This is a genomic window from Parabacteroides sp. Marseille-P3160, from assembly GCF_900162725.1.
GTDB lineage: Bacteria > Bacteroidota > Bacteroidia > Bacteroidales > Tannerellaceae > Marseille-P3160.
The window spans coordinates 70,549-93,479 of the sequence record NZ_LT799418.1; the positions used below are offsets into that span (position 1 = coordinate 70,549).

Sequence of the window (22,931 nt, forward strand, 5' to 3'; positions counted from 1 at the left end):
ATTACGAACCTTAAATCGAATCAATATGAAAAGAGTGAATGTAATTTGGGCGCTTATCCCGTTTATAATGGCAGGATGCGGACAAAGACAAGAAGGCAACGATGATTTCATCACAGTTGATGTCACAAAAACGGATTATCCCAAGAAAGAACTGATCCTTCAGGACTTCATGGATGTGGAGTATCTTGCTTTGGAGACAAAGGATGATTTTCTTTGTCAGGGTTTTGTCCAGGATATAGGTGAGAAAATTATATTAGTAACAAACCGACAAATCAACGACGGGGATATTTTTGTCTACAATAGGAACGGAAAGGCCTTACGAAAGATAAATCGTAAGGGACAAGGAGGTGAAGAATATACATATATTACTAATATTATCTTAGATGAAGATAAAGATGAAATGTATGTCCATGACCATCAGATAAAAAAAATTCAGGTGTATAATTTGTCAGGTGTTTTTAAAAGGAGTCTACCATACAAGGAAAACACGAATGGGATGCTATATACCGATATAGACAATTATGACAGAAATAATCTGATTTGTTTTGATGAATATAGTAAAGGGAGAGCTTTTGTTCTTATGTCCAAACGGGATGGACGCATTACCCAAAAGATAGGAATCCCGGTTAAAGAGACGAAGTTTTTGATAAAATTCTCAATAGATGAAGCGAATAATAGAATGCTCTCTATGGGTCCCGATCCTTATCCTACAATAATTCCTTTCAATGGCAATAAGATACTCTTAGAGCTTTCTTCCGATACCATATACACCTTTTCACCCGATTACAGCCTGCATCCCTTTATAGTAAGGACTCCTTCTGTTCAATCCATGGAGCCGGAAGTTATGTTGATTTTGAGGTTGTTATCCGAACGTTATTATTTCATGGAAACAATAAGAAATGAATATGACTTTGATACAAAAAAAGGATTCTCGAAAACTTATTTTATGTACGACAAGCAGGAAAAATCATTTGGAAGATATATTGTTTATAATGGTGACTATATAATTCAAAAGGAAATATACATGAGTCTATTAAGACCTGTTGATTATGAAAACGAATCATGGCAATCTTTAGACGCTTCAAAATTGGTTGAATCATATGCTAACGGGGAACTGAAAGACGGCAAGTTAAAAGAAATTGCTGCTACACTGGACGAAGAATCGAATCCGGTGATTATGTTGATAAAGCATAAGAAATAAAAATCGTATGAAAGGAGTATTTACAAATCTCATAATTATCCTGTTTGTGATAATAGGAACTGTAGGATGTAAGCCTGTAGATATCCAAAGTGATGATTTTATCACAGTTGATGTTACGAAAAGTTATTCTCCCAAGAAAGAACTGATCCTTCAGGACTTTATGGAGGTGGAATATATTGCGTTGGAAACAAAAGAGGGTTTTCTTAATCAAGGTTTTGTAATGGATATTGGTAAGGAAATCATATTAGTAAGAAACTATAACCAGGACGGGGAGATTTTTATTTATGATAGAACAGGGAAAGCATTAAGAAAGATCAACCATAAAGGGCAAGGCGGCGATGAATACATAAATCTTTCCGCTGGGATCATCCTTGATGAAGACAACAATGAAATGTTTATTAACGATATTTTTGCACGTAAAATTCTCGTATATGACTTATACGGAAATTTTAAACGAAGTTTTAAACATAAGGAAGGCTCCGGATCTATTTTTTATACTGAAATGTTCAATTATGACAAAGAGAATTTGATTTGCTATGATCGTTTCAATGAAAAAATTTCATTTATCCTTATATCCAAACAGGATGGGAGTATTACCCAAGAGATTAAAATTCCATTTAAAGAGAAGAAGTTATTACAGCAAAATAAAAGAGATGAAGCAAATAATATTATTGCTAGAGTAACGACTGGCCCTTACCGTCCAATAACCCCTTTCAAAAACAATTGGATCCTTTTGGAAATTTCATCTGACACGGTGTATACGCTTTTGCCTGATTACAGCCTGTACCCTCTTATTGTAAGAACTCCCTCTATCCAATCCATGAATCCGGAAGAGTTTTTGATTTTGAGATTGTTATCTGATCGTTATATTTTCATGGAAACCATAAAAAATGTATATGACTGGAATATAGGTTCAGGATTCCCAAAAACTTATATGATGTATGATAATAAGGAAAGAGCTATGTTCAATTATACTGTGTACAATGGTGATTTCTCAACCCAAAAGGAAATCTATATGAGCCTAACAAGGCCTGTCAATCACGAAATCGAATCATGGTATCCCTTAGAAGCTCACCAGCTTGTTGAATCTTATGAAAAGGGGGAACTGAAAGACGGCAAGTTAAAAGAAATTGCTGCTACATTGGACGAAGAATCCAACCCTGTTATTATGTTGATAAAGCACAAGAAATGAAAAAGGCCCTGCCGAAAATTTTAGAACATTGAATAGTTACAAAAATATAATGCTATTAATAAAACGTCATGCATTAGCTTACAGTTTCATAATAAGGTGTAATTTTGCCTATTACGAACTTTAAATAGGACTAATATGAAAAAACTCAATCTAATTTGGACAATGATCCTGTTAGTAATGGCAGGATGCGGAGGAGGAAACAAACAATCAACCGATGCTTTCCTCACGGTTGATGTTACGGCAAATTATCCGAAGAAGGAACTGATCCTTCAGGACTTTTTGGATGTGGAATATATCCCTTTAGAAACGAATGACGAGTTTATTACTTCGGCTAATATACAGTCCATTGGCAAGGAAATCATGATCTTTAGAAATATGAACAGAGGGGCCAATGATATATTTATCTTTGACCGAAATGGGAAAGGCTTGAGAAAAATCAATCGTTTTGGTCAAAGCGGCGAGGAATATACAAATGTATTAGGAATAACTCTTGACGAAGAGAACGGTGAAATGTTTGTTAATAACCATTATGCAGGTAAAGTCTTAGTGTATGACCTCTTTGGAGATTTCAAACGGAGTTTCAAACAGAGAAAAGACTTTTTCTATGATCAAATAGGTAATTTCGACCGGAATCATTTAATCTGCCATGATGGCTATGTAGAATATGAAAAGAAAGATACAAAGAGGAACTTTTTTTTGATTGTATCCAAACAGGATGGAAGCATCAAAGAAATTTCAATTCCTTATAAGGAGAAGAAATCGCCGCTAATAGTATTAAGAAATGCAAATGGTAAAATAGTTAATGATAGATCTATTTTTAATAGAGAATTAATCCCTTTCCAGGACAGTTGGATACTTGCAGAATTATCCGCCGATACCATCTATCGTTATTCACAGGATCGTAAATTGACGCCTTTTATTGTAAGGACTCCGTCTGCCCAGACCATGACTCCGGAAGTGTTTCTTTTCCCGGGCGTTCTTACCGACCGTTATTACTTCATGCAGGTCGTAAAGAAAGAGTATGACTTCAAGGCGGATAATGGATTTCCAAGGACTGATTTAGTGTACGACCGACAAGAGAAAGCCATCTTCGAATGTACCGTATATAATGAGGATTTCGCAAATAAACCGATGAGCTTGGTGTATGAAATACCGATGTTCACGATGATAAGTAAGAATGAAATCGCATTTATGAAAAGATTAGAAGCCTACGAGCTTGTCGAGGCTTATGGGAAAGGCTTATTGAAAGGCAAGCTGAAAGAAATAGCGGCGACATTGAATGAAGACTCCAATGCGGTGATTATGTTGGCAAAGTATAAAAAATAAAAAGTGCCAAATAATAGCTATTTATCAATGGCTTTGCCCTTTTCCATCCGATAATGAAGCCGCCATTGGGTGTCACATCATTTACTCCTGCTTTGCCACTTCCAGCGCCTTTTCCAGGTATTCATCCCTTCCTTCTCTAATGGCTTGGATGGTTCTTTTTACCGGATAGTCGGGTTCGAATCCTTTCAGATAAAGTTGGCTACCATCGTGTTTCAATACTTTCATGCCTGTCCACATAACCCTATAGCCGCATGGCAGGATAATATTATTTACATTGCCGTTACAACCGGCTGTCGGCTCTCCTACGGTGGTAGCCAAATTGTAATGATCGATAATTCCCATCATCGTTTCGCCCGCACTTACCACAGACGGTACATTGATAATGATCGACTTGGACTTGAAAAACGGTTGTTTGGGTTGCATACTCCATTTTGATTTATGAAATTGCACGTCTTTCCGATCAGGATAAACAGTTTGAGAAACGTTCCACCATGTAGAAGTTACCGGTTTTTCAATCAAGTAGGGTACGATTTGAAAAAAATTCAACCTGCCACCACCTCTTTGGTCATAAATTACAGCTTTTGCATTAGCCAATGCCTCTTTTTTTTGTTCAAATTCTTTTTCCGTACAATTGGCCATGTTGATATAATATATTCCGGGTTCTATTTCAACAATTGTATTGTACAAGTATTTTCTTCAATAAACGTATTGTTATTGCATGACATTATATATGCTAATCTTTATGACGGGAAGTATCCTGACCACCTTTTTCTCTTTTTTCAATTTAAACAGGTTCTTAATTTTTAATCGTTTACTTTTTAGTAGACAGTAATGATTCAACAGGATAAATGATTTTACACGATACACTTCTTAAAATATTATTAGTTCATATTTAAGTGAAGTTATAGCTATATTTTATTTAATATTTTGTTGTAATTATAGATTTATCTATATTTGCAATAAGCAAGATGAGCGATATGTATAGCGAATTATATGAGAAATCCGGAAGTGATATAATCCGGGAGCTGGGAAAACGGTATAGTGACTACCGGAAGCGGATGGGGTACACACAAAAAGAAGTTGCCGGGAAATCCGGATTAAGTATATTTACCATAAGTTCTTTTGAGAATGGTTCTTCCACAGGGATCACATTGGCCTCATTTGTAAAATTGCTTCGGGCAATTGATAGTCTGGACGAAATGGAGAAGCTGTTACCGAAATTGCCGGAAAGTCCACGGGCATTATTCAAGAAACAAAGTAAAGAATAGTCTATGGAAACAAATGTTGTGAAAATAAAACTGTGGGGGATAGATGTAGGCTATCTTTCATGGGATAAGAAATTGGGGGTTGCCATTTTCGAATATGAGCCTTCATTCCTGGAACATGGATTGGATATTGCGCCGTTGACTATGCCCATAGATTCACCTCGCAGCCAGAAACAACTGCCGTGGACGGGAAATAAAGATAAACTCTACCATGGGCTTCCACCTATGATTGCAGACTCTTTGCCTGACAAATGGGGAAATTCTCTCTTTAAAGCATGGCTGCGGGATAATAATATCCCTGCAAAGAAAACAACTCCTGTTGACCATCTTTCGTTTATCGGTAGCCGGGCAATGGGTGCATTGCAGTACGATCCTGCACAAAAACTCGGAGATAATTCTGCTTTTTCGGTCGATGTGCAAAGATTATACGAGTTTGCCAAACAAGTATTGAATGAACGAAAAACAACCGTACTAAATCAGGAAAACTCTGTTTTATGGCAGGATTTAATCAAGATAAGCTCATCACCGGGAGGAAAACGACCGAAAGTGATTCTTGCCTTAAATAAGGCAACGGGAGAGGTTATTTCCGGTCAGGGATTAATACCCGAAGGATTTCAGCATTATATCCTTAAATATGATGATAACTCAGCTTATCCTTTTTCCAAACTGGAATATATTTATTACCGGATGGCATTGGATGCCGGCATTAATATGATGCCATCGGAGTTAAGGGCATACGAAGGAGTAACGCATTTTCTTACCCAACGGTTTGACCGTAACAGGAACGAAAAAATACATATGCAAACATTGGCTGCAATGTCGCCGGAAAGTGATAGTTATGAAGACATCTTTGCCGTAATCCGGCGGCTTAACCTGCCCTATGAAGACAGTAAGCAACAATATTTGCGTATGGTATTTAATGTTATAGCCCGGAACGTGGATGACCATTCCAAAAACTTCTCATTCTGTATGAATCGGGACGGTATTTGGCGATTATCTCCTGCATACGATTTAACTTACAGTGTGGATTTGAGCGCTCCAGCTTATGCCAACAGGCATTCTTTGACCGTGAATGGAAAGAACGAAGATATAATCCGTGAAGATTTGGAAATAATCGGTCTGAATAACGATATACAGGATTATAAAGCCTTAATCGATACGGTCGCTAATGCAGTTGTCAACTTTGAGGTTTATGCAAAGGAATTGGGTCTTGATGAAAAATTGATCGAGAGTATTAAGGCTGATTTTGTAATGATGTAATATTGTGTATATAATATAAAATCATTATAAGAACTTTCCTCTTTATACCCAATTAGATTCTATGGACTGCGATCCTATGCGTTTACGCATGATTGCCAAATACTATGGCCGTAATTATACTTTACAGGCATTGCGGGAGTGCTCATTTATCACCCGTGAGGATGTTTCCATGCTGGTAATCCTACCTCTGATTTTTATGCCATAGAAGACGATAAAGAAAAGCAGGAAAAGAATTTTAGTTATTTCCGGATATATCCCACCCGTACAAAAGTCAGCTTGTTCAGTTAATAGTGGATTTGCTGATAGGTAACGTTTTTTCACTCATCTTCCAAGGCAAACTCGCATTTACCCATTTGTCCAGAGTATCCTCATCCCGTCGTGTTGGAAGCAAGGTTCCAGCTTTGCCGACCCTTAAAAAAGGATAATCATTGCAAGGCGGGAGCCTCGCTTTTATCGCCGACGGAAGCTGGAACTTACGCTGAACCGGACATAACAGGAGTTTAAAGAGAGTTTACCCTGACGCTGATATCTATACCGCCCAAAGATCTTCAATTAGGGAACCTGCAATTCATTGATTCTACCTTCTATATTACCTTATTTGAATATGCTGAATATAAGCGATTAAGGTATTATCCACAAAAGATTGAATCTCTCAAGGAGCGGATGGCTCAATACGAGATGCAATACAAGAATACCCTCCTCCGCCAGAAGAAAATTGTAGAAGTCCAATTAGCAATTACGTTCTCACATAATCCTGAAACGTGTTTGCCAAAATGAGATAAATAAGAGTTGTATCCGAGGATATTGTTAATATATAATAAATCTTTAGGAGCTGTTGTTTTTATATACCTCTTGGATATCGGTTGATATTTAACGAATTAAGTTGTCGGAAGGATTCTTTTTTAACAAAAAAACAGGACTGTTGAAAAAAGCTCTGAGGACGACGTAAAAAGTGGTGTAAAAATGGAGAAATCGCCATTGTATAGGCTTACAGAAGGGGATACAATCTTCTTTAGGCCTTTTTTACGTCGTCCTCAGAGCTTTTTGCCTTTTTCCACGCAGGGTATCTTTGTGGCGTACCGGTACAACAAACATTTATTATCAATTTATTTATTAAAAATTTAAAACTATGGCACAATTAGTAACGTTAAAAAAGACACTGGCTAAACCAGGGGTAAAGGATTCAGGATTCAAGTATGGGGCATGTACCGTAAACCAGGGAAAAACCGATTTATCGACCTTATGCCAACTGATTGCCGCGCGAAGTTCCATCTCCAGTGCGGATGTGAGAGCGGTATTGGATTCACTTAATTTTATTGTGGATTTCGAATTGAAACAGGGACGTATCGTTCAGTTGGATACATTCGGGAGTTTCCGCATGACGGTTGGAAGCGACCGGGTAGACGATAAAAAAGACTTCACCACATCGATGATCCGCCAGCCGAAGATTGTTTTCACTCCGTATGCCGCTTTGAGGGAAACCCGGAAAACGATCAAGTTCTCTGTGAAGAAAGAGGAAGGAACGGAACCGGAGGAAGGCGGCGAAATGCCGGAACTCTGAAAATGAAGGATTGAAACGGGTGAAGATCCGTAAGTAAGGGCCGCGCTGCTTTATGTAGCGCGGCCTTATTGCTGTTCCGGTTAATCATCGACAGGCCGGAGAAACATTTTCCAAGCCGGACGGATGCGGATGGTCTTACCGAATTCGATAACCTTGCTTTTGGGGACACATTGTAATAACCGGTATCGATTTTTTTGAACCGGCAATATTCACAGAACGATAGGAGAAATTGCCATTCCATCGCCTCTGCCGGGAAAAGCGGAGAATCCGGTATAACAAATAATAGCTTTTCCGGTTGTTTTGATGTATTTTTGTACGTAGAAAAGTTCTTTTTTACGATGAATAATTCTGGTTAGGCAAAATCCTAATCTGCCAAGTAGAATTAAAATGAAAAACAAATTTAAACAAACCGATATATTCCTACTAATGATACTAGTCATTCTATTATCAGGATGGGTTGATAGGGGTCTTATTTTCAAAGAAGAAGCAGAAAGTCCGTTTCCGAAAGGGATTGATTATGTAACGCTGACTGATTTTGAAAAGGATGTAAAAGACAATGATTGGGCCTTGGCTCTTGAAAAAGCATTTTCCATGTCTGATAGAGTATGGGTACCACAGGGCAAATATATATGTTCCAGAATAAAAGTTCCAAGCGGCAAAAGCATCCTTGGGGCTGGGGAACAGACTGTATTTATACCCAAAGATGAAAAATTGTTTATTGTAGAAGGCTCTATTGGAAAAGAGATCAGCATAGAAAAAGATATTTCAGACTTTTCCAATACTATTTGCTTGAATCATCAGGGGAAAATCAAAAAGGGAGATAATGTGCTCATTCGGGGGCAGCGTAATTCGATGATCAGAGAAGGCATTGAAGGTGTTAACTATAATACTGCATGGGTATTAGGGCGTACGCGCAAATCAAGCTGTTTCTTCGGAGAAATGGATGTGGTTAAATCTGTAGATAAACATATGATCACCACCCGACAGAATCGTATTTTCCCTGCATATCATAAAGATAATTCAAGGGAACCTAATCCTTCCATAGTCGGGAAAGGTTTTTTATTTCGGAAAGCCACAACGATAAGTGTTATGAACATGGTTGAAAATGTATTGTTGAGTAATTTCTCTATCGAGGGAAACTCCAAATGTTGGATGCCTATCAAACTCTCCTATTGCAAAAATTGCATCGTAGACAGAATATCATTCTATACTTCTGCCGAATCATATAAACCAAGTGGCGATGCGGACCTATCGCTGGTTTATGGCCTTTATGCATGGAACACTTGTGTTAGAGAATTCAAAGCCATTCTATCTCCATCCTTATTGAAAATACTTGATAGCAAAGCAAAGGAGTATAAAAATTACTCCAATTATAATCTTTTCAAAATGGTTTCTTGCGTGAATTCAGGTTTTGAAGACTGTTATTCCAATGGAGGAACTCATTCATTCAATATTACTCGTTCTGCTTCAGCAAAAGGACGGGGAGGGATACCTTCTGTTAACTGCTACATAAAGAACTGCGTTGCTTTAAACAATATCTGGTCGGGAGTGACGGTTCAACAAGGTTGTTATAATACGGAATTATTAGGAAATACCGTACTTAACGGCGGTCAGGGAATTATCAGTGGAGGACGCAATACGCATATTAGAAATAACAAGGTAGAAACAAATCTGCCATATGAAACGAATTATTATTATACACTTATTTCCAGAGGGGGGACTACCGGCATAGGTCTTATAGAAGGATACGCTTGTGGTTCTGTTGTTTCAGATAACGAAATATCCGGGTTTTATTCAGGAATACAAATCTTGGATGGTTATGAAGATAAGAATTGTTTTGAGGAAGGGAACATTATTATTGAAAGAAATAAGGTGACTGATTGTATCAGAGGATTTGCTATTTATAAAAACCCTTACAATCTATTGCTTGGGCACAAAGACTTGAACGTTCGTGTCGATAATAACACATTTAAAAGGGACACCCCTCCAACGCTTTTAATCAATGAGAAACAGACAGACACTTATGGGATATACTTGCCCCAATATACGAAGGGGGTGAAAGTAACTGCTAATTCTTTTGAGAATCTTATATATGGCATTTGGATGGATAGCTTTGTTGACTCCCTTACTTTTACAGATAACAGAATGAAATCTTTGGAGGTCGCTTTCTTCTTAAATCAATCATCCGGAAATAAGTTGAATTATAATCCGCATATTAAAAAGAAAAATAATTATCTACAAGAAGTAAAAATAGATAGCCGTAGAATTAATTAAGGTCATTTTTTTAAATACTACAAATCAGGGTCGAGGTTTTTATACAGAATCTAAATAGGGGGTTATCATGATATATTATACTTTATTTTTCAGACATAAATGTCAGTTAAATAAAGTCAATCGATTGGTTCTGGGTATAATCCCATTTTATCCAATACCAAAGGAATAAGGTTCTTATTCCTGAAAGTCAACATATATGCAGAATAATTTATTAGGGGCAGGACGTTTAGAAAGGAAAAATACCCGACACATATAGGGCATAATGTCGCCAGGATTTGTTATTTTTGGGCAAACTAAAAAATAAATAACCTTATATGATTTTTATGAGGCTATCATTCCGGAATTCTTTACTGTTCTTTCTGATGCTAGGGGCTCTTCCGGTTTTTTCCAACAAACCTCATGTTGTGAATATCTACCGGGAAACGTATCATGCCGATAATAAAAACTGGGCGGTTGGGCAAGACGAACGGGGAGTAATGTATTTCGGAAATGATATCGGGCTGTTGGAATTCGACGGGGTTGAATGGACGTTGAACAGTGTGCCGAATTCAGTAACGGCCCGTTCGATCGCGGTACTATCCCATCAAACGGTTTTTACCGGCAGCTATGAAGAGTTCGGGCGCTGGGATCGCGATCTTTCCGGGAAACTGGCCTACACTTCACTCAGCGCTTCCTTAGGTGAAAATGAACTGAGGAATGATGACTTCTGGAAGATCTGGATTGCCGGAGACCAGGTTTATTTCCAGTCTTTCAGTTCTATTTTTATTTATGACTACCATACCGTCCGCCGCCTTCCGGCGGAACATGGATTCCTCTTTCTGAGCAAAGTGAGGGATGAATTTCTGGTACAGCAGATGGCCGGCTCTTTACTCCGTCTCCGGGAGAACCGGTTGGAAAAGATCGGAGGAAGCGATTTCCTGAAAAATACGGATGTGCGTGTCATACTGCCCTACGGTGAAAAAGATTATTTGATCGGGACGAGCACGATGGGGATTTATCTCTATGACGGACAAACCTTCCGGGACTGGCAGCCGCCCCTTTCCCGGTTGATGAAGAGTAAGGAACTGAATTGCGGGTTATTATCTTCGCGGGGTACTTATTTATTCGGAACAATATTAGACGGCATTTATGAAACAGATACCCGGGGGCAGATAATTAATCATATCTCATCGGAGAATTATTTGCAAAATAATACGGTTTTATCGCTTTACGAAGATCAGCTAAATCATTTATGGGCCGGATTGGATCGGGGAATTGCTTTTATCCAATATGTGGATAAAATAGATTCCTACACGGATCCAGGGGGGAAAACCGGAGCCGTTTATAGTGCAGTAGAATGGAATAACCGCTTGTTTATCGGAACCAACCAAGGCGTTTTCTTTTTGGAAAAGGAAGAAAGGAAAAAAGCCGATGCTTTGTCGCACCTGAAGCTGATTGACGGTACGCAAGGACAGGTCTGGTCTTTTCAAGTCGTGGATGACAAGCTCTATTGCTGTCATAACAAAGGGTTGAAGGAGATTGGGAAGGACCTGAACGTAAAAGATGCTTTCTCTATCGGAACCGGCGTTTATAAACTTTCGGAAGGACGGATAAGAAACCGGGATTATCTACTTCTCTCCACGTACCAGTCGATCCGGTTGATCGACAAGCAAACCCGAAGAGTTTATACTTTCGAACAACTTCAAGAACCGGTAAAGGATATTGAGATCGACCATATAGGGAATATCTGGATAGAACATTTTAATCGCGGAGTTTACCGCTGCAAACTGGAGGATGATTTGAGCGGCTTCCGCAGCATTACTTATTATGGAGGAAATAGCGGGGACGGATTACCTTACAAGTTGAAACTGTTCAAAGTGGGCGGCAGAGTCGTATTATTGGGTGATAACCATTTCTATACATATGATGATATTAAAAACAATATCATTCCTAATGCAATACTTGATACTTGTTTCGTTAACATAAGGCATATCCGGCAAATCGTTCCGATCCGGGACAATCGTTTTTGGGCGTTGGGCCGTTCCGGCATTTATCAGTTTTCTTATGATGGTTACGAAGCATCTATCTTGGATTATTATAATCTGAGAATGAATTTATCATTGGTTTATAACTATGAGAATATATCCGTATTGAACGATTCGCTAAGTTTAGTCTGCCTGGATAACGGGTTTCTACTGTATAACCATAAGCAATCCGACTCGGCGCCGGATATCGCCAAAGCGCCCGATGCCCCGTTTATTGAATCGATACAAACAAAGAATGTCGCTGATAAGAAGAAATATCTGGACCCACTTCGGCAAGGAGAAGCCGCCTATAATTTCAACACGGTTACACTCCGTTTTCTGGCAGCCAATTCTTTTGTATCGGACTTGTCTTTTCAATATAAACTGGAGAATGTCGATTCGGACTGGTCGCTTCCCCAGAAAATCAATCAGGTGTCTTATGCCCGTCTACCGCAAGGGGCGTATGTTTTCCATGTACGTACGGCCGATAGTCTAGGGAATCACTCGAAAACGGTCTCATTCCATTTCAACGTGCTTCCTCCCTGGTACTATACCTATTGGGCTTATATGCTTTATATCCTGGCGGCATTCTTGATCTGCTATATGATTTGGCTCCTGATCTTGAAACGTTACCGGAATATTCATCTTCAGAAGATCAGAGCCCGGGAAGCAAAACGCCTTAGGGCATTGGCCGGTAAACTTCAAAACGAAGTAGAGCGGAAAAATGCCGAACTGCTGACGCAAACTTCTTTTATTATTCAGAAAAACGAGTTGATATTAAAGATAAAAGGCGTGGTGGATGAGTTTTATGCTCAAAACAGAAGTAAAGTTCTTGAGCCTTTATACCGGAAGATCAATATGCTGCTACAGAATAACCTGGATACGGAAGAGGATTGGAAAACCTTCCTTTTTAAGTTTCAGGAGAAGCATACCGGTTTTTTCAAGGAACTGAAACAGCGCTATCCTCAGTTGACAAACAGCGACTTGCGGTTATGCGCATGCCTTAAATTAAATTTAGAGACAAAGGAAATTGCATCCTTGATGAATTTATCCATCCGGGCGGTTGAAAACAGTCGTTACCGCTTACGTAAAAGGTTAAAACTTCAACCTTCCCAAAACCTGAACGATTTTTTCCTTACGATTGATTAGCAGATCCAAAGGCCGGTTTGCAAGGAAAAAGGATCTGCTGCCTCAAAACTGCACTAAGAGAATTTATCGTAAAAACAAAATAACATTATATTATTATTAATTAGCATATTACTATTATTTGAGTAGTAAAAATGAGTTGGTAGTACTGTTAAAAAACAGAGAGAAGTATAGGGAATGTATTCACTTTTCATAACGTTTGATTCGGATTCCATACATTTGATTCATTAGAAATCATCGTTCCCAAGAAGGACATTCCATCTTTTGTTTTGGAGATAGAATATGAATGAAGGTTTTTAAACCGGAAAACGAAAGTGTGTTATTTTAAAGAATATATCTGTTAACTTAAAAAGAGAAATCAAGATTATGCCTAGAAAAACATTTATTACACGAAGTTCGGGAACTCTTATCCTGAAAAGTCTGTTGCTCCTTGCTTATTTCTCATTTGCAAGCAGTATGAGCCTTTTTGCTCAAACAAAGACAATTTCCGGGACAGTCTCGGATGCTTCAAAAGAATTATTGATTGGTGTTAGCGTACGGATCCCGGGGACTACTTCCGGGACGATAACGAATATCGACGGCGCATATTCGATTGCAGCCAAGCCGGGTGATGCCCTGGAATTCTCTTATGTCGGGATGAAAACCCAGACTGTGAAGGTCGGTGCGGAGACGACTATTAATATTGTCATGGAAGAAGACGTGCAGATGTTGAGCGAGGCCGTGGTAATCGGTTACGGTACGGCAAAGAAACGGGATTTAACCGGTTCGATTGCCAGCATCAAAGCCTCGGATATTGCGAATCGCCCTACGACCAACCCCCTGTCATCTTTGCAAGGGAAAGTAGCCGGTGTGCAGGTGGTCAATAGTGGCATTGCCGGAAAAGACCCGGAAATCCGTATCCGGGGAACAAACTCCATTAACGGATACAAACCCCTTTATATCGTCGATGGGTTGTTTAATGACAATATCAACTTCCTGAATCCGGCGGATATCGAATCCATGGAAATATTGAAAGACCCTTCTTCTCTGGCTATCTTCGGAGTACGGGGCGCCAATGGTGTGATTATCATTACAACGAAAAAGGCGAAAGAGGGGCAGACTTTGGTCAATCTGAATACGTCGGTCGGTTTCAAAACGGTGGCCGATAAGATTAAGCTGACCAATGCAGCCCAGTTCAAGGAGCTTTATAACGAGCAACGCACCAATATGGGAGTGGCTCCTTATGATTTCAGCGCCTGGACAGCCGATACGGATTGGCAGGATGAAATCTTTCAGACGGGTTTCATTACCAACAATAATATCAGCATCACTTCCTCTTCCGAGAAAAATAAATTCTATCTGGGAGTAGGGTATACTTCCGAAGACGGAAGCATGAAACATGAAAATTATAGCAAGATTACAATCAATCTGAGCAGTGATTACAACATTACGAAAGACCTGAAAGTCGGCTTCCAGTTTAATGGCGCCAGAGCGACTCCATTGAATACGGACGGCGCCATTTACACTTCCGGCCTGAAGAGCGCCTTGTACGCTTCCCCGGTAGCTCCGGCCTTTAACGAGGAATATCAGCTTTATACGGCGCTTCCCGATTTCCAGAAGAATGAGGTCGCCAATCCATTGACCTATATCGAGCTGCGGGAAAACACCAACAAGGTGCTCGATTACCGCGGGTCGGGGAATGTTTACGGGGAATATAATTTCCTGGAACATTTCAACTTTAAAGTGATGTATTCTCTGGATTACAAATCGTACGACCGCCGGACTTATACACCTAAAATAACGATTTACGACCAGGCGGTAGACGGTCCTGTGGTCACGGGAGACGGAAAGACGGCGGTCGAGCAATATAAATTGAATGAGACGAAAGTCCAGAGCGATTACCTGCTTACCTATACGAACAGCTTCAATGACCATAACATCACGGCGACCGCCGGCTTTACGACATACTACAATAACCTGTCCAGCCTTACGGCAACCCGTAAGGAGGGTAATGGTTTGCCTATCGCGAATGATCCCGATAAATGGTTTGTCAGCATTGGGGATGCGGATGCCTCCACGAACGGCAGTACCCAATGGGAACGTTCTACGGTTTCTTTCCTCGGCCGCGTCCTTTATAATTATAAGAACAAATATTTGCTGAACGGATCTTTCCGCCGGGACGGTTCTTCCGCTTTCTTCTATACGGGAAATGAATGGCAGAACTTCTATTCGGTCGGTGGCGGCTGGATTATGACGGAGGAAGATTTCATGAAAGATATTACGTTCCTGGACTATTTGAAACTGAAAGGCTCTTGGGGAACATTGGGGAACCAGAATATGGACCGGGTTTATCCGGCCGAACCTATCTTGAATAATTCGACTTCCGCCGTTTTCGGCGATAATATCATCCCCGGATATTCCAAAGCCTATTTACCGGATCCGAACTTGAAATGGGAAAGGGTAATAGCCTGGGAAGCCGGCCTGGAATCTTATTTCCTGGAAAACCGGTTGAGCTTTGAAGGCGTTTATTATAAAAAGAATACGAAAGATTTGTTGGCGGAAGTACCGGGAATTACCGGAACAACGCCCGGGCTGAGTAATTTGGGAGAGCTGCAAAACCAAGGAGTGGAACTGGCTCTTTCGTGGTCGGATAAGATTGGCGGAGATTGGAACTACGGGATCAGCGCTAACTTAACGACTATTAAGAATAAAGTGATTTCCCTTGTACAGGAAGGATATACGATTATCGACGGTACTTCCGGCGCTATTCTGAATTCTTATACGCAGGCCGGCTATCCAATCGGTTATTTCTATGGCTATAAGCTGGATGGAATTTACCAATCGGCCTCGGATATCGCTAATTCGCCTGAGAATACGTTGACAACGGTGAATCCGGGAGATCTCCGCTTTAAAGATGTCAATGGGGACGGAAAAATTACGCCGGACGACCGGACGATGATCGGAAACCCGACTCCCGACTTCACTTACGGCTTTACAGTGAACCTGGGATATAAGGATTTTGACCTGTCCGTCGATATGATGGGCGTACAGGGCAACGAAATCTACCGGGTATGGAATACCTATGATTGGTCCCAGTTCAATTATCTGGAAGAGCGCATGGGGCGTTGGAACGGAGAAGGTACTTCTACGACCGAACCGATCCTAAGCACATCACGTTCAATCAACCGGAAAGATTATCCGTCGGAATATTTTATGGAAGACGGCAGTTTCTTCCGGATCCGGAACATCCAGTTAGGCTATACTTTCGGAACCGATTTATTGAAAAAATTGCGTATGAAGGCCTTGCGGGTCTATGTTAATGCCCAGAATCCGAAAACCTGGAAGAACAATACCGGATATACCCCGGAAATAGGAGGAACAGCCACGGCTTTCGGCATTGATAATAATCCTTATCCGATGCCTGCCGTTTATACTTTTGGATTGAATCTTACCTTTTAACCGTTAAAAAAGAGAATGCTATGAAACGAATAAATAAATATATCTATATACTGATTGCCGCTTTGTCTTTCTCACTGGCAGGTTGCGACGATTTTTTGGACAAGAGCCCGCAGGGTAGTTTTACCGAAGACGACGATACGAGCGGCGGGGCGGAAGCTAAAATCTTCTCCCTCTATTCCTTGCTAAGAAGCTATAATATCACGGCCGGTATTCCTGCCTTCTGTATCCACAACTTCCGTTCGGAAGATTCTGAGAAAGGAAGTACGGCGACCGACGGAACCGATGTCGCTTCGTTTTTTGACGATTTCAATTATAACGCGACGCATTACATTCTGGGAACTTACTGGAATCATAATTATACCATCATTCATCAGGCCAATACTATCATCGAAGAGATCGAGAACTCCGAAAATCCGGAGGAGTCGGCCTCTTTGGAAGCCGAAGCGAAATTCTTCCGGGCCTATTGCTATTTCAATCTGGTTCGCGCTTACGGGGAAGTGCCTAAAATTGACTTTGCAATAGTGAACGCTTCCGAAGCCAATATCCCGAAGAGTACGGTCGCAGAGATCTACGCCTTGATTGACGCCGATTTGGCATTTGCCGCTTCCCATCTACCTACGGTTTGGGAGTCCAAATATGTGGGACGGTTGACTTGGGGAGCTGCCCGCTCCCTGCAAGCCCGTACGTATATGATGCGAAGCGACTGGGCTAATATGTATGCCGCAGCGACAGAGGTCATCAATTCGGGAATTTACAACCTGAATACAGCCGTCGACCAGGTATTTACGGATGCCGGTGAGAATTGCGGGGAATCGATCTTCGAATTGCAATGTACGGCTACTGCCGCCAAGCCGGGGAGTACGGATATCGGAAGCCAGTTTTGCCAGGTGCAGGGTGTCCGGGGGGCCGACCAGTGGAACCTTGGCTGGGGATGGCATATGGGTACCAAAGAATTAGGCGCTGCCTTTGAAGAAGGAGATCCGCGCCGGGATGCTTCCCTGCTGTACTTCCGGAAACCGGGAGAGGCGATTACCCCTGAAAATACGAACAAACCTTATGGCGAATCGCCTGAATCCCTGGCGGACGGAGCATTCTTTAATAAGAAAGCTTATACCAATCCGGCCATGCGAGAAAGATATACTAAAGAAGGTTTCTGGGTGAATATCCGTTTGATCCGTCTTCCGGACGTGATTCTGATGGCAGCCGAAGCAGCTAATGAATTGGGAAATACAGCGTCGGCATTGACTTATCTCGAACAGGTACGTGCCCATGCGCGTGGTGCCGACCAGACGATCTTACCGCAGGTTACAACCACCGACCAGGTAGAATTACGGACAGCGATCCGCCATGAACGCCGGGTTGAACTGGCTTTGGAGCCGGATCGTTTCTATGATCTGGTACGTTGGGGAATTGCGTCCGAGGTATTACATGCTGCCGGCAAAACAAACTACCAGGAGAAGCATCGTTATTTACCGATTCCACAGACTGAAATAGACAAGTCTAACGGAGTACTGGTGCAGAATCCTAATTATTAATAAAATATTTCAATAGGTTATCCGGCATAGGCCACCTCCGGGTGGAGTGGCCTATGCCTTATTTATGATCCGAAAAAGAGTAGATAATATAAATGGATATGAAGATGAAAAAGAGATGGCTTTTAATATTGGCCTGCGCTTTTGTGCTTAACGATGGACAAGCTCAAAGTAAAGACCCGAAAATGGATCAGTTTGTCAACCATCTCCTGAAGCAAATGACTCTGGAAGAAAAACTGGGGCAATTGAACCTTCCCAGTTCCGGGGACATTACGACCGGACAGGCGCAAAGCAGCAATATTGCAGAGAAGATAAAGCAGGGGCAGGTCGGAGGGCTTTTCAACATTAAAGGAGTAGAAAAGATCCGGGATGTACAGCGTATCGCCGTGGAAGAAAGCCGCCTGAAGATCCCGTTGCTCTTTGGGATGGATGTAATTCATGGGTATGAAACCGTTTTCCCGATCCCTTTGGGAATGGCGGCTACCTGGGACCTACAGTCGATCGAACAAGCGGCCCGGGTAGCTGCGGTGGAGGCCAGCGCCGACGGCATCTGCTGGACTTTCAGCCCAATGGTGGATATTAGCCGGGATCCCCGTTGGGGACGTATCTCCGAAGGAAGCGGGGAAGATCCTTTTCTCGGCGGAGCCATCGCTAAGGCAATGATATATGGTTATCAGGGAAGAGGAGCCCAGCAATATGCGAGCAATACGAATATTATGGCCTGTGTCAAGCATTACGCCTTGTATGGAGCTGCAGAGGCCGGCCGGGATTATAATACCGTCGATATGAGCCGGCTGCGCATGTTCAATGAATATATGTACCCATATCAGGCTGCGGTAGAAGCAGGCGTCGGCAGTGTAATGAGCTCGTTCAATGAGGTCGACGGCATTCCTGCGACAGCCAACCGTTGGTTGATGACCGATGTTCTGCGGAACCAATGGGGATTCGAAGGATTTGTCGTAACCGACTATACAGGCATACAAGAAATGGTGGCGCATGGCATTGGCGATCTACAGACGGTTTCCGCCCGGGCGTTGAAAGCCGGCATCGATATGGACATGGTCAGCGAAGGACTGCCCGGAACTTTAAAGAAATCGCTGGAAGAGGGAAAGGTAACGCAAGCACAGATAGACCTTGCCTGCCGCCGGATCCTGGAAGCAAAATACAAACTGGGACTGTTTGCCGATCCGTATAAGTATTGCGATGCCAAGCGGGTGAAGAAAGATATCTATACGACACAACACCGGGCTTTGGCGCGCAAGATTGCGGCCGAAAGTTTTGTTTTGCTGAAAAACGATAACCGGACGTTACCCTTAAAGAAAAAAGGGACCGTTGCCGTAGTCGGTCCTTTAGCCAACACGGCTTCCAATATGCCCGGCACTTGGAGCGTTGCCGTCGATTTGGAAAAACCGGCCACGCTGGTCGAGGGATTAAAAGCGGTCGCGGGAGATAACGTGCAAATCCTTTATGCAAAAGGAAGCCATCTGACGGCAGACAGCGCTTACGAGGCCCGTGCAACCCTATTCGGACGTTCCCTGCATCGTGAGCAGGAAAAACGAACGAATGAAGAGATGCTTCGTGAAGCCCTGGACGTTGCCGGTCGTGCCGATATAATCGTTGCGGCTTTGGGGGAATCTTCCGAGATGAGCGGAGAATCGAGCAGCCGGACCGAGTTAGGCATCCCGGATGTACAGCAGGAGCTTTTAAAAGAATTACTGGAAACGGGAAAGCCTGTCGTTTTAGTCCTTTTTACCGGACGCCCGCTGACGTTGCCTTGGGAAGAGGAACACGTACCGGCCATTCTGAACGTATGGTTCGGCGGAACTGAAGCAGCTTATGCCATCGGGGATGTCTTGTTCGGCGCAGTCAATCCGGGCGGAAAGCTGCCCGCTTCTTTCCCGCAACGGGTCGGGCAGGTGCCTTTGTTTTATAACCATAAGAATACGGGACGGCCGCTGGGCGAAGGAAAGTGGTTTGAGAAATTCCGCAGCAACTACCTGGATGTAACCAATGAACCGCTTTATCCGTTCGGATACGGATTGAGTTATACGCAATTTTCCTATGGCGATATTACCCTCAGTTCTTCTTCATTGAATGAGTCCGGTTCCCTGACGGCCAGCATCACGGTCACCAATCAGGGAAATGTTGACGGAGCCGAGGTAGTACAGCTATACATCCGGGATCTGGTCGGAAGCATTACGCGTCCGGTTAAAGAGTTGAAAGGGTTTGAAAAGGTCTTTCTCAAAGCCGGCGAATCCCGGACTATTCGTTTCAATATAACACCGGAGCTGCTGAAATTCTATAACTACGATCTCAAATATGACTTTGAGGCGGGCGAGTTTGACGTCATGATCGGAGGAAACAGCCGGGATGTAAAGACAGCACGCTTTACCCTGAATTAAGCTACAAATCATTAGAACCGTATAAAATGAATAAAATAAAACTATTCCTGTTTTTGCCTGTTTTCCTTTTCGGGACGTGGGCCTGCAAGCAGAATACCTCCAGTCAATCGGAAGAAGAGAACGGCAAAATTTCCGATGAAGCGCTTCTTGACAGCGTACAATACCGGACTTTCCAATATTTCTGGGAAGGAGCCGAACCGGCGAGCGGCATGGCGCGTGAACGCTTTCATGTGGACGGAGTCTATCCTGAAAATGACCGGAATGTAGTGACTTCCGGAGGTAGCGGTTTCGGAATTATGGCGCTTATTGCCGGAATGGAGCGGGGCTTTATTACGAGAGCCGACGGATTGGAGCATATGGCGCGGATCGTCCGTTTCCTGGAAACGGCCGATTCTTTCCATGGCGTTTTCCCTCATTGGTGGTATGGGGAAACGGGAAAAGTGAAAGGATTCAGCGATCGGGATAACGGAGGTGATTTGGTGGAGACCTCATTTCTTTTGCAGGGATTGCTGGCGCTCCATCAATATTATGTAAACGGAACGGAAGAAGAACAGGCGCTTGCCGCCCGTATCGATACCCTTTGGCGGGATGTCGACTGGAACTGGCACCGTAACAATCAAAATGTATTGTATTGGCATTGGAGCCCGGAGTATTCCTGGGAGATGAATTTTGCCATCCGCGGATACAATGAATGTCTGATTACCTATATACTGGCTGCCTGTTCGCCTACCCATGGGACACTGCCCGAAGTATACCACCAAGGCTGGGCGGAAGGCGGGGCCATTTCCTCTCCGCACACGGTCGAAGGTTATCCTTTGGCTTTACGCTACCAGGGAACGGCAGCCGGCCCGCTGTTTTGGGCGCATTACTCTTTCCTCGGGTTAAATCCGACCGGATTGAAAGACCGTTATGCAGATTATTTTCAGGAGATGAAGAATTATACATTGATCAATCGCGCTTATTGCCTTCGCAATCCCAAAGGATATAAGGGTTATGGCGAAGACGCCTGGGGGCTGACTGCCAGCTATTCCGTGAACGGTTATTCGGCGCATGAACCTTCCGAGAGAGGGGATTTGGGAGTTATTTCACCGACTGCCGCCCTTTCCTCTATTGTTTATACACCGGAAGAGTCGATGAAGGTGCTACGCAATCTGTATCGAAAGGGGGAAAAAGTTTGGGGACCATACGGTTTTTATGACGCTTACAGCGAAACGGATAATTGGTATCCGCAACGGTATCTGGCGATAGACCAAGGACCGATTGTGGTAATGATTGAGAATTATCGGTCGGGATTATTGTGGAAATTGTTTATGAGCCATCCGGATGTGCAGAACGGATTAAAAAAGTTGGGATTCGAATCACCGGAGTTGAAATAAAAGTTTTTTCTTTGCATATACTTTATTTCCTTGCGAAAGCGTATCGAATTCCTTTTTTAATCTAAATCATATGGATATGAAAAAAACAATCATCCTTTCTTTTCTCTTTCTGGTATGTGTTGCGTTCGCAAGCCGGGCCCAGTTTCAACCGGCTTCTTTTACCGTTAACGGTTTTACCCTGCCCTATCAGGTACTGTTCCCTCAAGGCTATGACGAATCGAAGGCTTACCCCTTGGTTCTCTTCCTGCATGGAGCCGGTGAGCGGGGAGATGACAATCAAAAGCAATTGGCGAACGGAAAAGACTTTTTAGTGAATCATTTCTCGTCCGAATATCCGGCGATTGTGATCGTCCCGCAATGTCCTTCCGGAAGTTATTGGGCGGATGTTATTCGCCATCAGGTCGGCAGCCGGATGAGTTTTGGCTTCGGGATAGGGGAACCTACGGCGCCAATGCGTACTTTAATGCTTCTGGTACAGGATTGGCTCTCTTCCGGCAAGGTAGACATCCGCCGCGTTTATGTCGGCGGCCTCTCGATGGGCGGTATGGGGACCCTGGAGATTCTGTGGCGGATGCCTCAGGTATTTGCTGCGGCCTTTCCCATCTGTGGAGGCGGTGAGACAAACCGTTTGCCTGCTTATGCCAAACATACCGCTGTCTGGCTTTTCCATGGTGCAGATGATTCGGTGGTTCCGGTTCGTTTTTCCAGGGAGATCGCTGCGAAGCTGAAAGAATTGGGAGGAGAAGTCAAATATACCGAATATCCGGGTATCGACCATAATAGTTGGGATCAGGCCTTTTTGGAAAAAGACCTCGTTCCCTGGTTATTCAAGCATACATTGTAAAGGGAACCTCAAGATCTCATTATCCTTTCTCCATCGTGTGGAAAATCCACGGTTTTAGTGTGGAACTTTTCCACACTTCTACACTTCCTTGGCTTTTGGCACAGAATGTCT

At 42.6% G+C, this 22,931-nt stretch carries 14 protein-coding genes and 1 pseudogene; 14 read left to right on the forward strand and 1 reads right to left on the reverse strand.

The annotated features are described in order from the left end of the window. Positions 1-25: 25 nt before the first annotated feature. From BQ8014_RS00340 to BQ8014_RS00350, 3 genes are all read left to right on the forward strand, one after another. On the forward strand, positions 26-1,201 hold the full coding sequence (locus BQ8014_RS00340) for a 6-bladed beta-propeller (protein WP_080902608.1): 1,176 nt from the start codon (positions 26-28) through the stop codon (positions 1,199-1,201). A 7-nt stretch (positions 1,202-1,208) separates the two neighbouring features. After that, positions 1,209-2,393: a 6-bladed beta-propeller gene (locus tag BQ8014_RS00345; RefSeq protein ID WP_080902609.1), complete on the forward strand. Its 1,185-nt coding sequence runs from the start codon at positions 1,209-1,211 to the stop codon at positions 2,391-2,393. Between the two features lie 135 nt (positions 2,394-2,528). Further along, positions 2,529-3,719, forward strand: a complete 1,191-nt coding sequence (locus BQ8014_RS00350) for a 6-bladed beta-propeller (RefSeq protein WP_080902610.1) — start codon at positions 2,529-2,531, stop codon at positions 3,717-3,719. An 81-nt stretch (positions 3,720-3,800) separates the two neighbouring features. Here the strand turns inward: BQ8014_RS00350 and BQ8014_RS00355 are convergent, their stop codons facing one another. Beyond that, positions 3,801-4,358, reverse strand: a complete 558-nt coding sequence (locus BQ8014_RS00355; RefSeq protein ID WP_139785043.1) for a S41 family peptidase — start codon at positions 4,356-4,358, stop codon at positions 3,801-3,803. Between the two features lie 329 nt (positions 4,359-4,687). Here BQ8014_RS00355 and BQ8014_RS00360 point away from each other — a divergent pair, with 329 nt between their 5' ends. The 11 genes and pseudogenes from BQ8014_RS00360 (at position 4,688) to BQ8014_RS00415 (ending at position 22,820) form a co-directional block, all read left to right on the forward strand. Beyond that, complete coding sequence (locus tag BQ8014_RS00360) at positions 4,688-4,987, forward strand: helix-turn-helix domain-containing protein (protein WP_234997945.1); 300 nt, start codon at positions 4,688-4,690, stop codon at positions 4,985-4,987. 3 nt (positions 4,988-4,990) lie between these two features. Next, positions 4,991-6,244 carry a type II toxin-antitoxin system HipA family toxin gene (locus BQ8014_RS00365; protein WP_080902613.1) on the forward strand — a complete coding sequence of 418 codons (1,254 nt, stop codon included), beginning with the start codon at positions 4,991-4,993 and terminating at the stop codon, positions 6,242-6,244. Positions 6,245-6,275: 31 nt separating this feature from the next. Next, positions 6,276-6,425: pseudogene (locus tag BQ8014_RS00370) on the forward strand (cysteine peptidase family C39 domain-containing protein); the annotation flags it as partial. A 948-nt stretch (positions 6,426-7,373) separates the two neighbouring features. Then, entirely contained in the window at positions 7,374-7,805 is a 432-nt protein-coding gene (locus tag BQ8014_RS00375; RefSeq protein WP_080902615.1) for an HU family DNA-binding protein, read from the forward strand. Between the two features lie 387 nt (positions 7,806-8,192). Next, positions 8,193-10,079 carry a right-handed parallel beta-helix repeat-containing protein gene (locus BQ8014_RS00385; RefSeq protein WP_080902617.1) on the forward strand — a complete coding sequence of 629 codons (1,887 nt, stop codon included), beginning with the start codon at positions 8,193-8,195 and terminating at the stop codon, positions 10,077-10,079. Positions 10,080-10,483: 404 nt separating this feature from the next. After that, entirely contained in the window at positions 10,484-13,231 is a 2,748-nt protein-coding gene (locus BQ8014_RS00390; RefSeq protein WP_234997946.1) for a triple tyrosine motif-containing protein, read from the forward strand. 363 nt (positions 13,232-13,594) lie between these two features. Next, positions 13,595-16,666 (forward strand): SusC/RagA family TonB-linked outer membrane protein, encoded by a 3,072-nt coding sequence (locus BQ8014_RS00395; RefSeq protein WP_080902618.1) that lies wholly within the window; start codon positions 13,595-13,597, stop codon positions 16,664-16,666. A gap of 20 nt (positions 16,667-16,686) precedes the next feature. Continuing rightward, positions 16,687-18,201 carry a RagB/SusD family nutrient uptake outer membrane protein gene (locus BQ8014_RS00400; RefSeq protein WP_080902619.1) on the forward strand — a complete coding sequence of 505 codons (1,515 nt, stop codon included), beginning with the start codon at positions 16,687-16,689 and terminating at the stop codon, positions 18,199-18,201. Between the two features lie 98 nt (positions 18,202-18,299). Further along, the gene (bglX, locus tag BQ8014_RS00405; protein ID WP_369808768.1) at positions 18,300-20,600 is read left to right on the forward strand and encodes a beta-glucosidase BglX; all 2,301 of its coding nucleotides are present in this window, start codon (positions 18,300-18,302) and stop codon (positions 20,598-20,600) included. A 26-nt stretch (positions 20,601-20,626) separates the two neighbouring features. Continuing rightward, complete coding sequence (locus BQ8014_RS00410; RefSeq protein WP_080902620.1) at positions 20,627-21,976, forward strand: glucoamylase family protein; 1,350 nt, start codon at positions 20,627-20,629, stop codon at positions 21,974-21,976. 76 nt (positions 21,977-22,052) lie between these two features. After that, positions 22,053-22,820: a carboxylesterase family protein gene (locus BQ8014_RS00415; protein WP_080905731.1), complete on the forward strand. Its 768-nt coding sequence runs from the start codon at positions 22,053-22,055 to the stop codon at positions 22,818-22,820. The last annotated feature ends 111 nt before the right edge of the window (positions 22,821-22,931 follow it).

Coding starts and splice junctions, on each gene's coding strand:
- BQ8014_RS00355 (WP_139785043.1), bottom strand. CDS start 4,358: ATGGCCAATTGTACGGAAAAAGAATTTGAACAAAAAAAAGAGGCATTG.
- BQ8014_RS00415 (WP_080905731.1), top strand. CDS start 22,053: ATGAAAAAAACAATCATCCTTTCTTTTCTCTTTCTGGTATGTGTTGCG.
- BQ8014_RS00340 (WP_080902608.1), top strand. CDS start 26: ATGAAAAGAGTGAATGTAATTTGGGCGCTTATCCCGTTTATAATGGCA.
- BQ8014_RS00400 (WP_080902619.1), top strand. CDS start 16,687: ATGAAACGAATAAATAAATATATCTATATACTGATTGCCGCTTTGTCT.
- BQ8014_RS00350 (WP_080902610.1), top strand. CDS start 2,529: ATGAAAAAACTCAATCTAATTTGGACAATGATCCTGTTAGTAATGGCA.
- BQ8014_RS00365 (WP_080902613.1), top strand. CDS start 4,991: ATGGAAACAAATGTTGTGAAAATAAAACTGTGGGGGATAGATGTAGGC.
- BQ8014_RS00360 (WP_234997945.1), top strand. CDS start 4,688: ATGAGCGATATGTATAGCGAATTATATGAGAAATCCGGAAGTGATATA.
- BQ8014_RS00410 (WP_080902620.1), top strand. CDS start 20,627: ATGAATAAAATAAAACTATTCCTGTTTTTGCCTGTTTTCCTTTTCGGG.
- BQ8014_RS00345 (WP_080902609.1), top strand. CDS start 1,209: ATGAAAGGAGTATTTACAAATCTCATAATTATCCTGTTTGTGATAATA.
- bglX (WP_369808768.1), top strand. CDS start 18,300: ATGAAGATGAAAAAGAGATGGCTTTTAATATTGGCCTGCGCTTTTGTG.
- BQ8014_RS00375 (WP_080902615.1), top strand. CDS start 7,374: ATGGCACAATTAGTAACGTTAAAAAAGACACTGGCTAAACCAGGGGTA.
- BQ8014_RS00395 (WP_080902618.1), top strand. CDS start 13,595: ATGCCTAGAAAAACATTTATTACACGAAGTTCGGGAACTCTTATCCTG.
- BQ8014_RS00385 (WP_080902617.1), top strand. CDS start 8,193: ATGAAAAACAAATTTAAACAAACCGATATATTCCTACTAATGATACTA.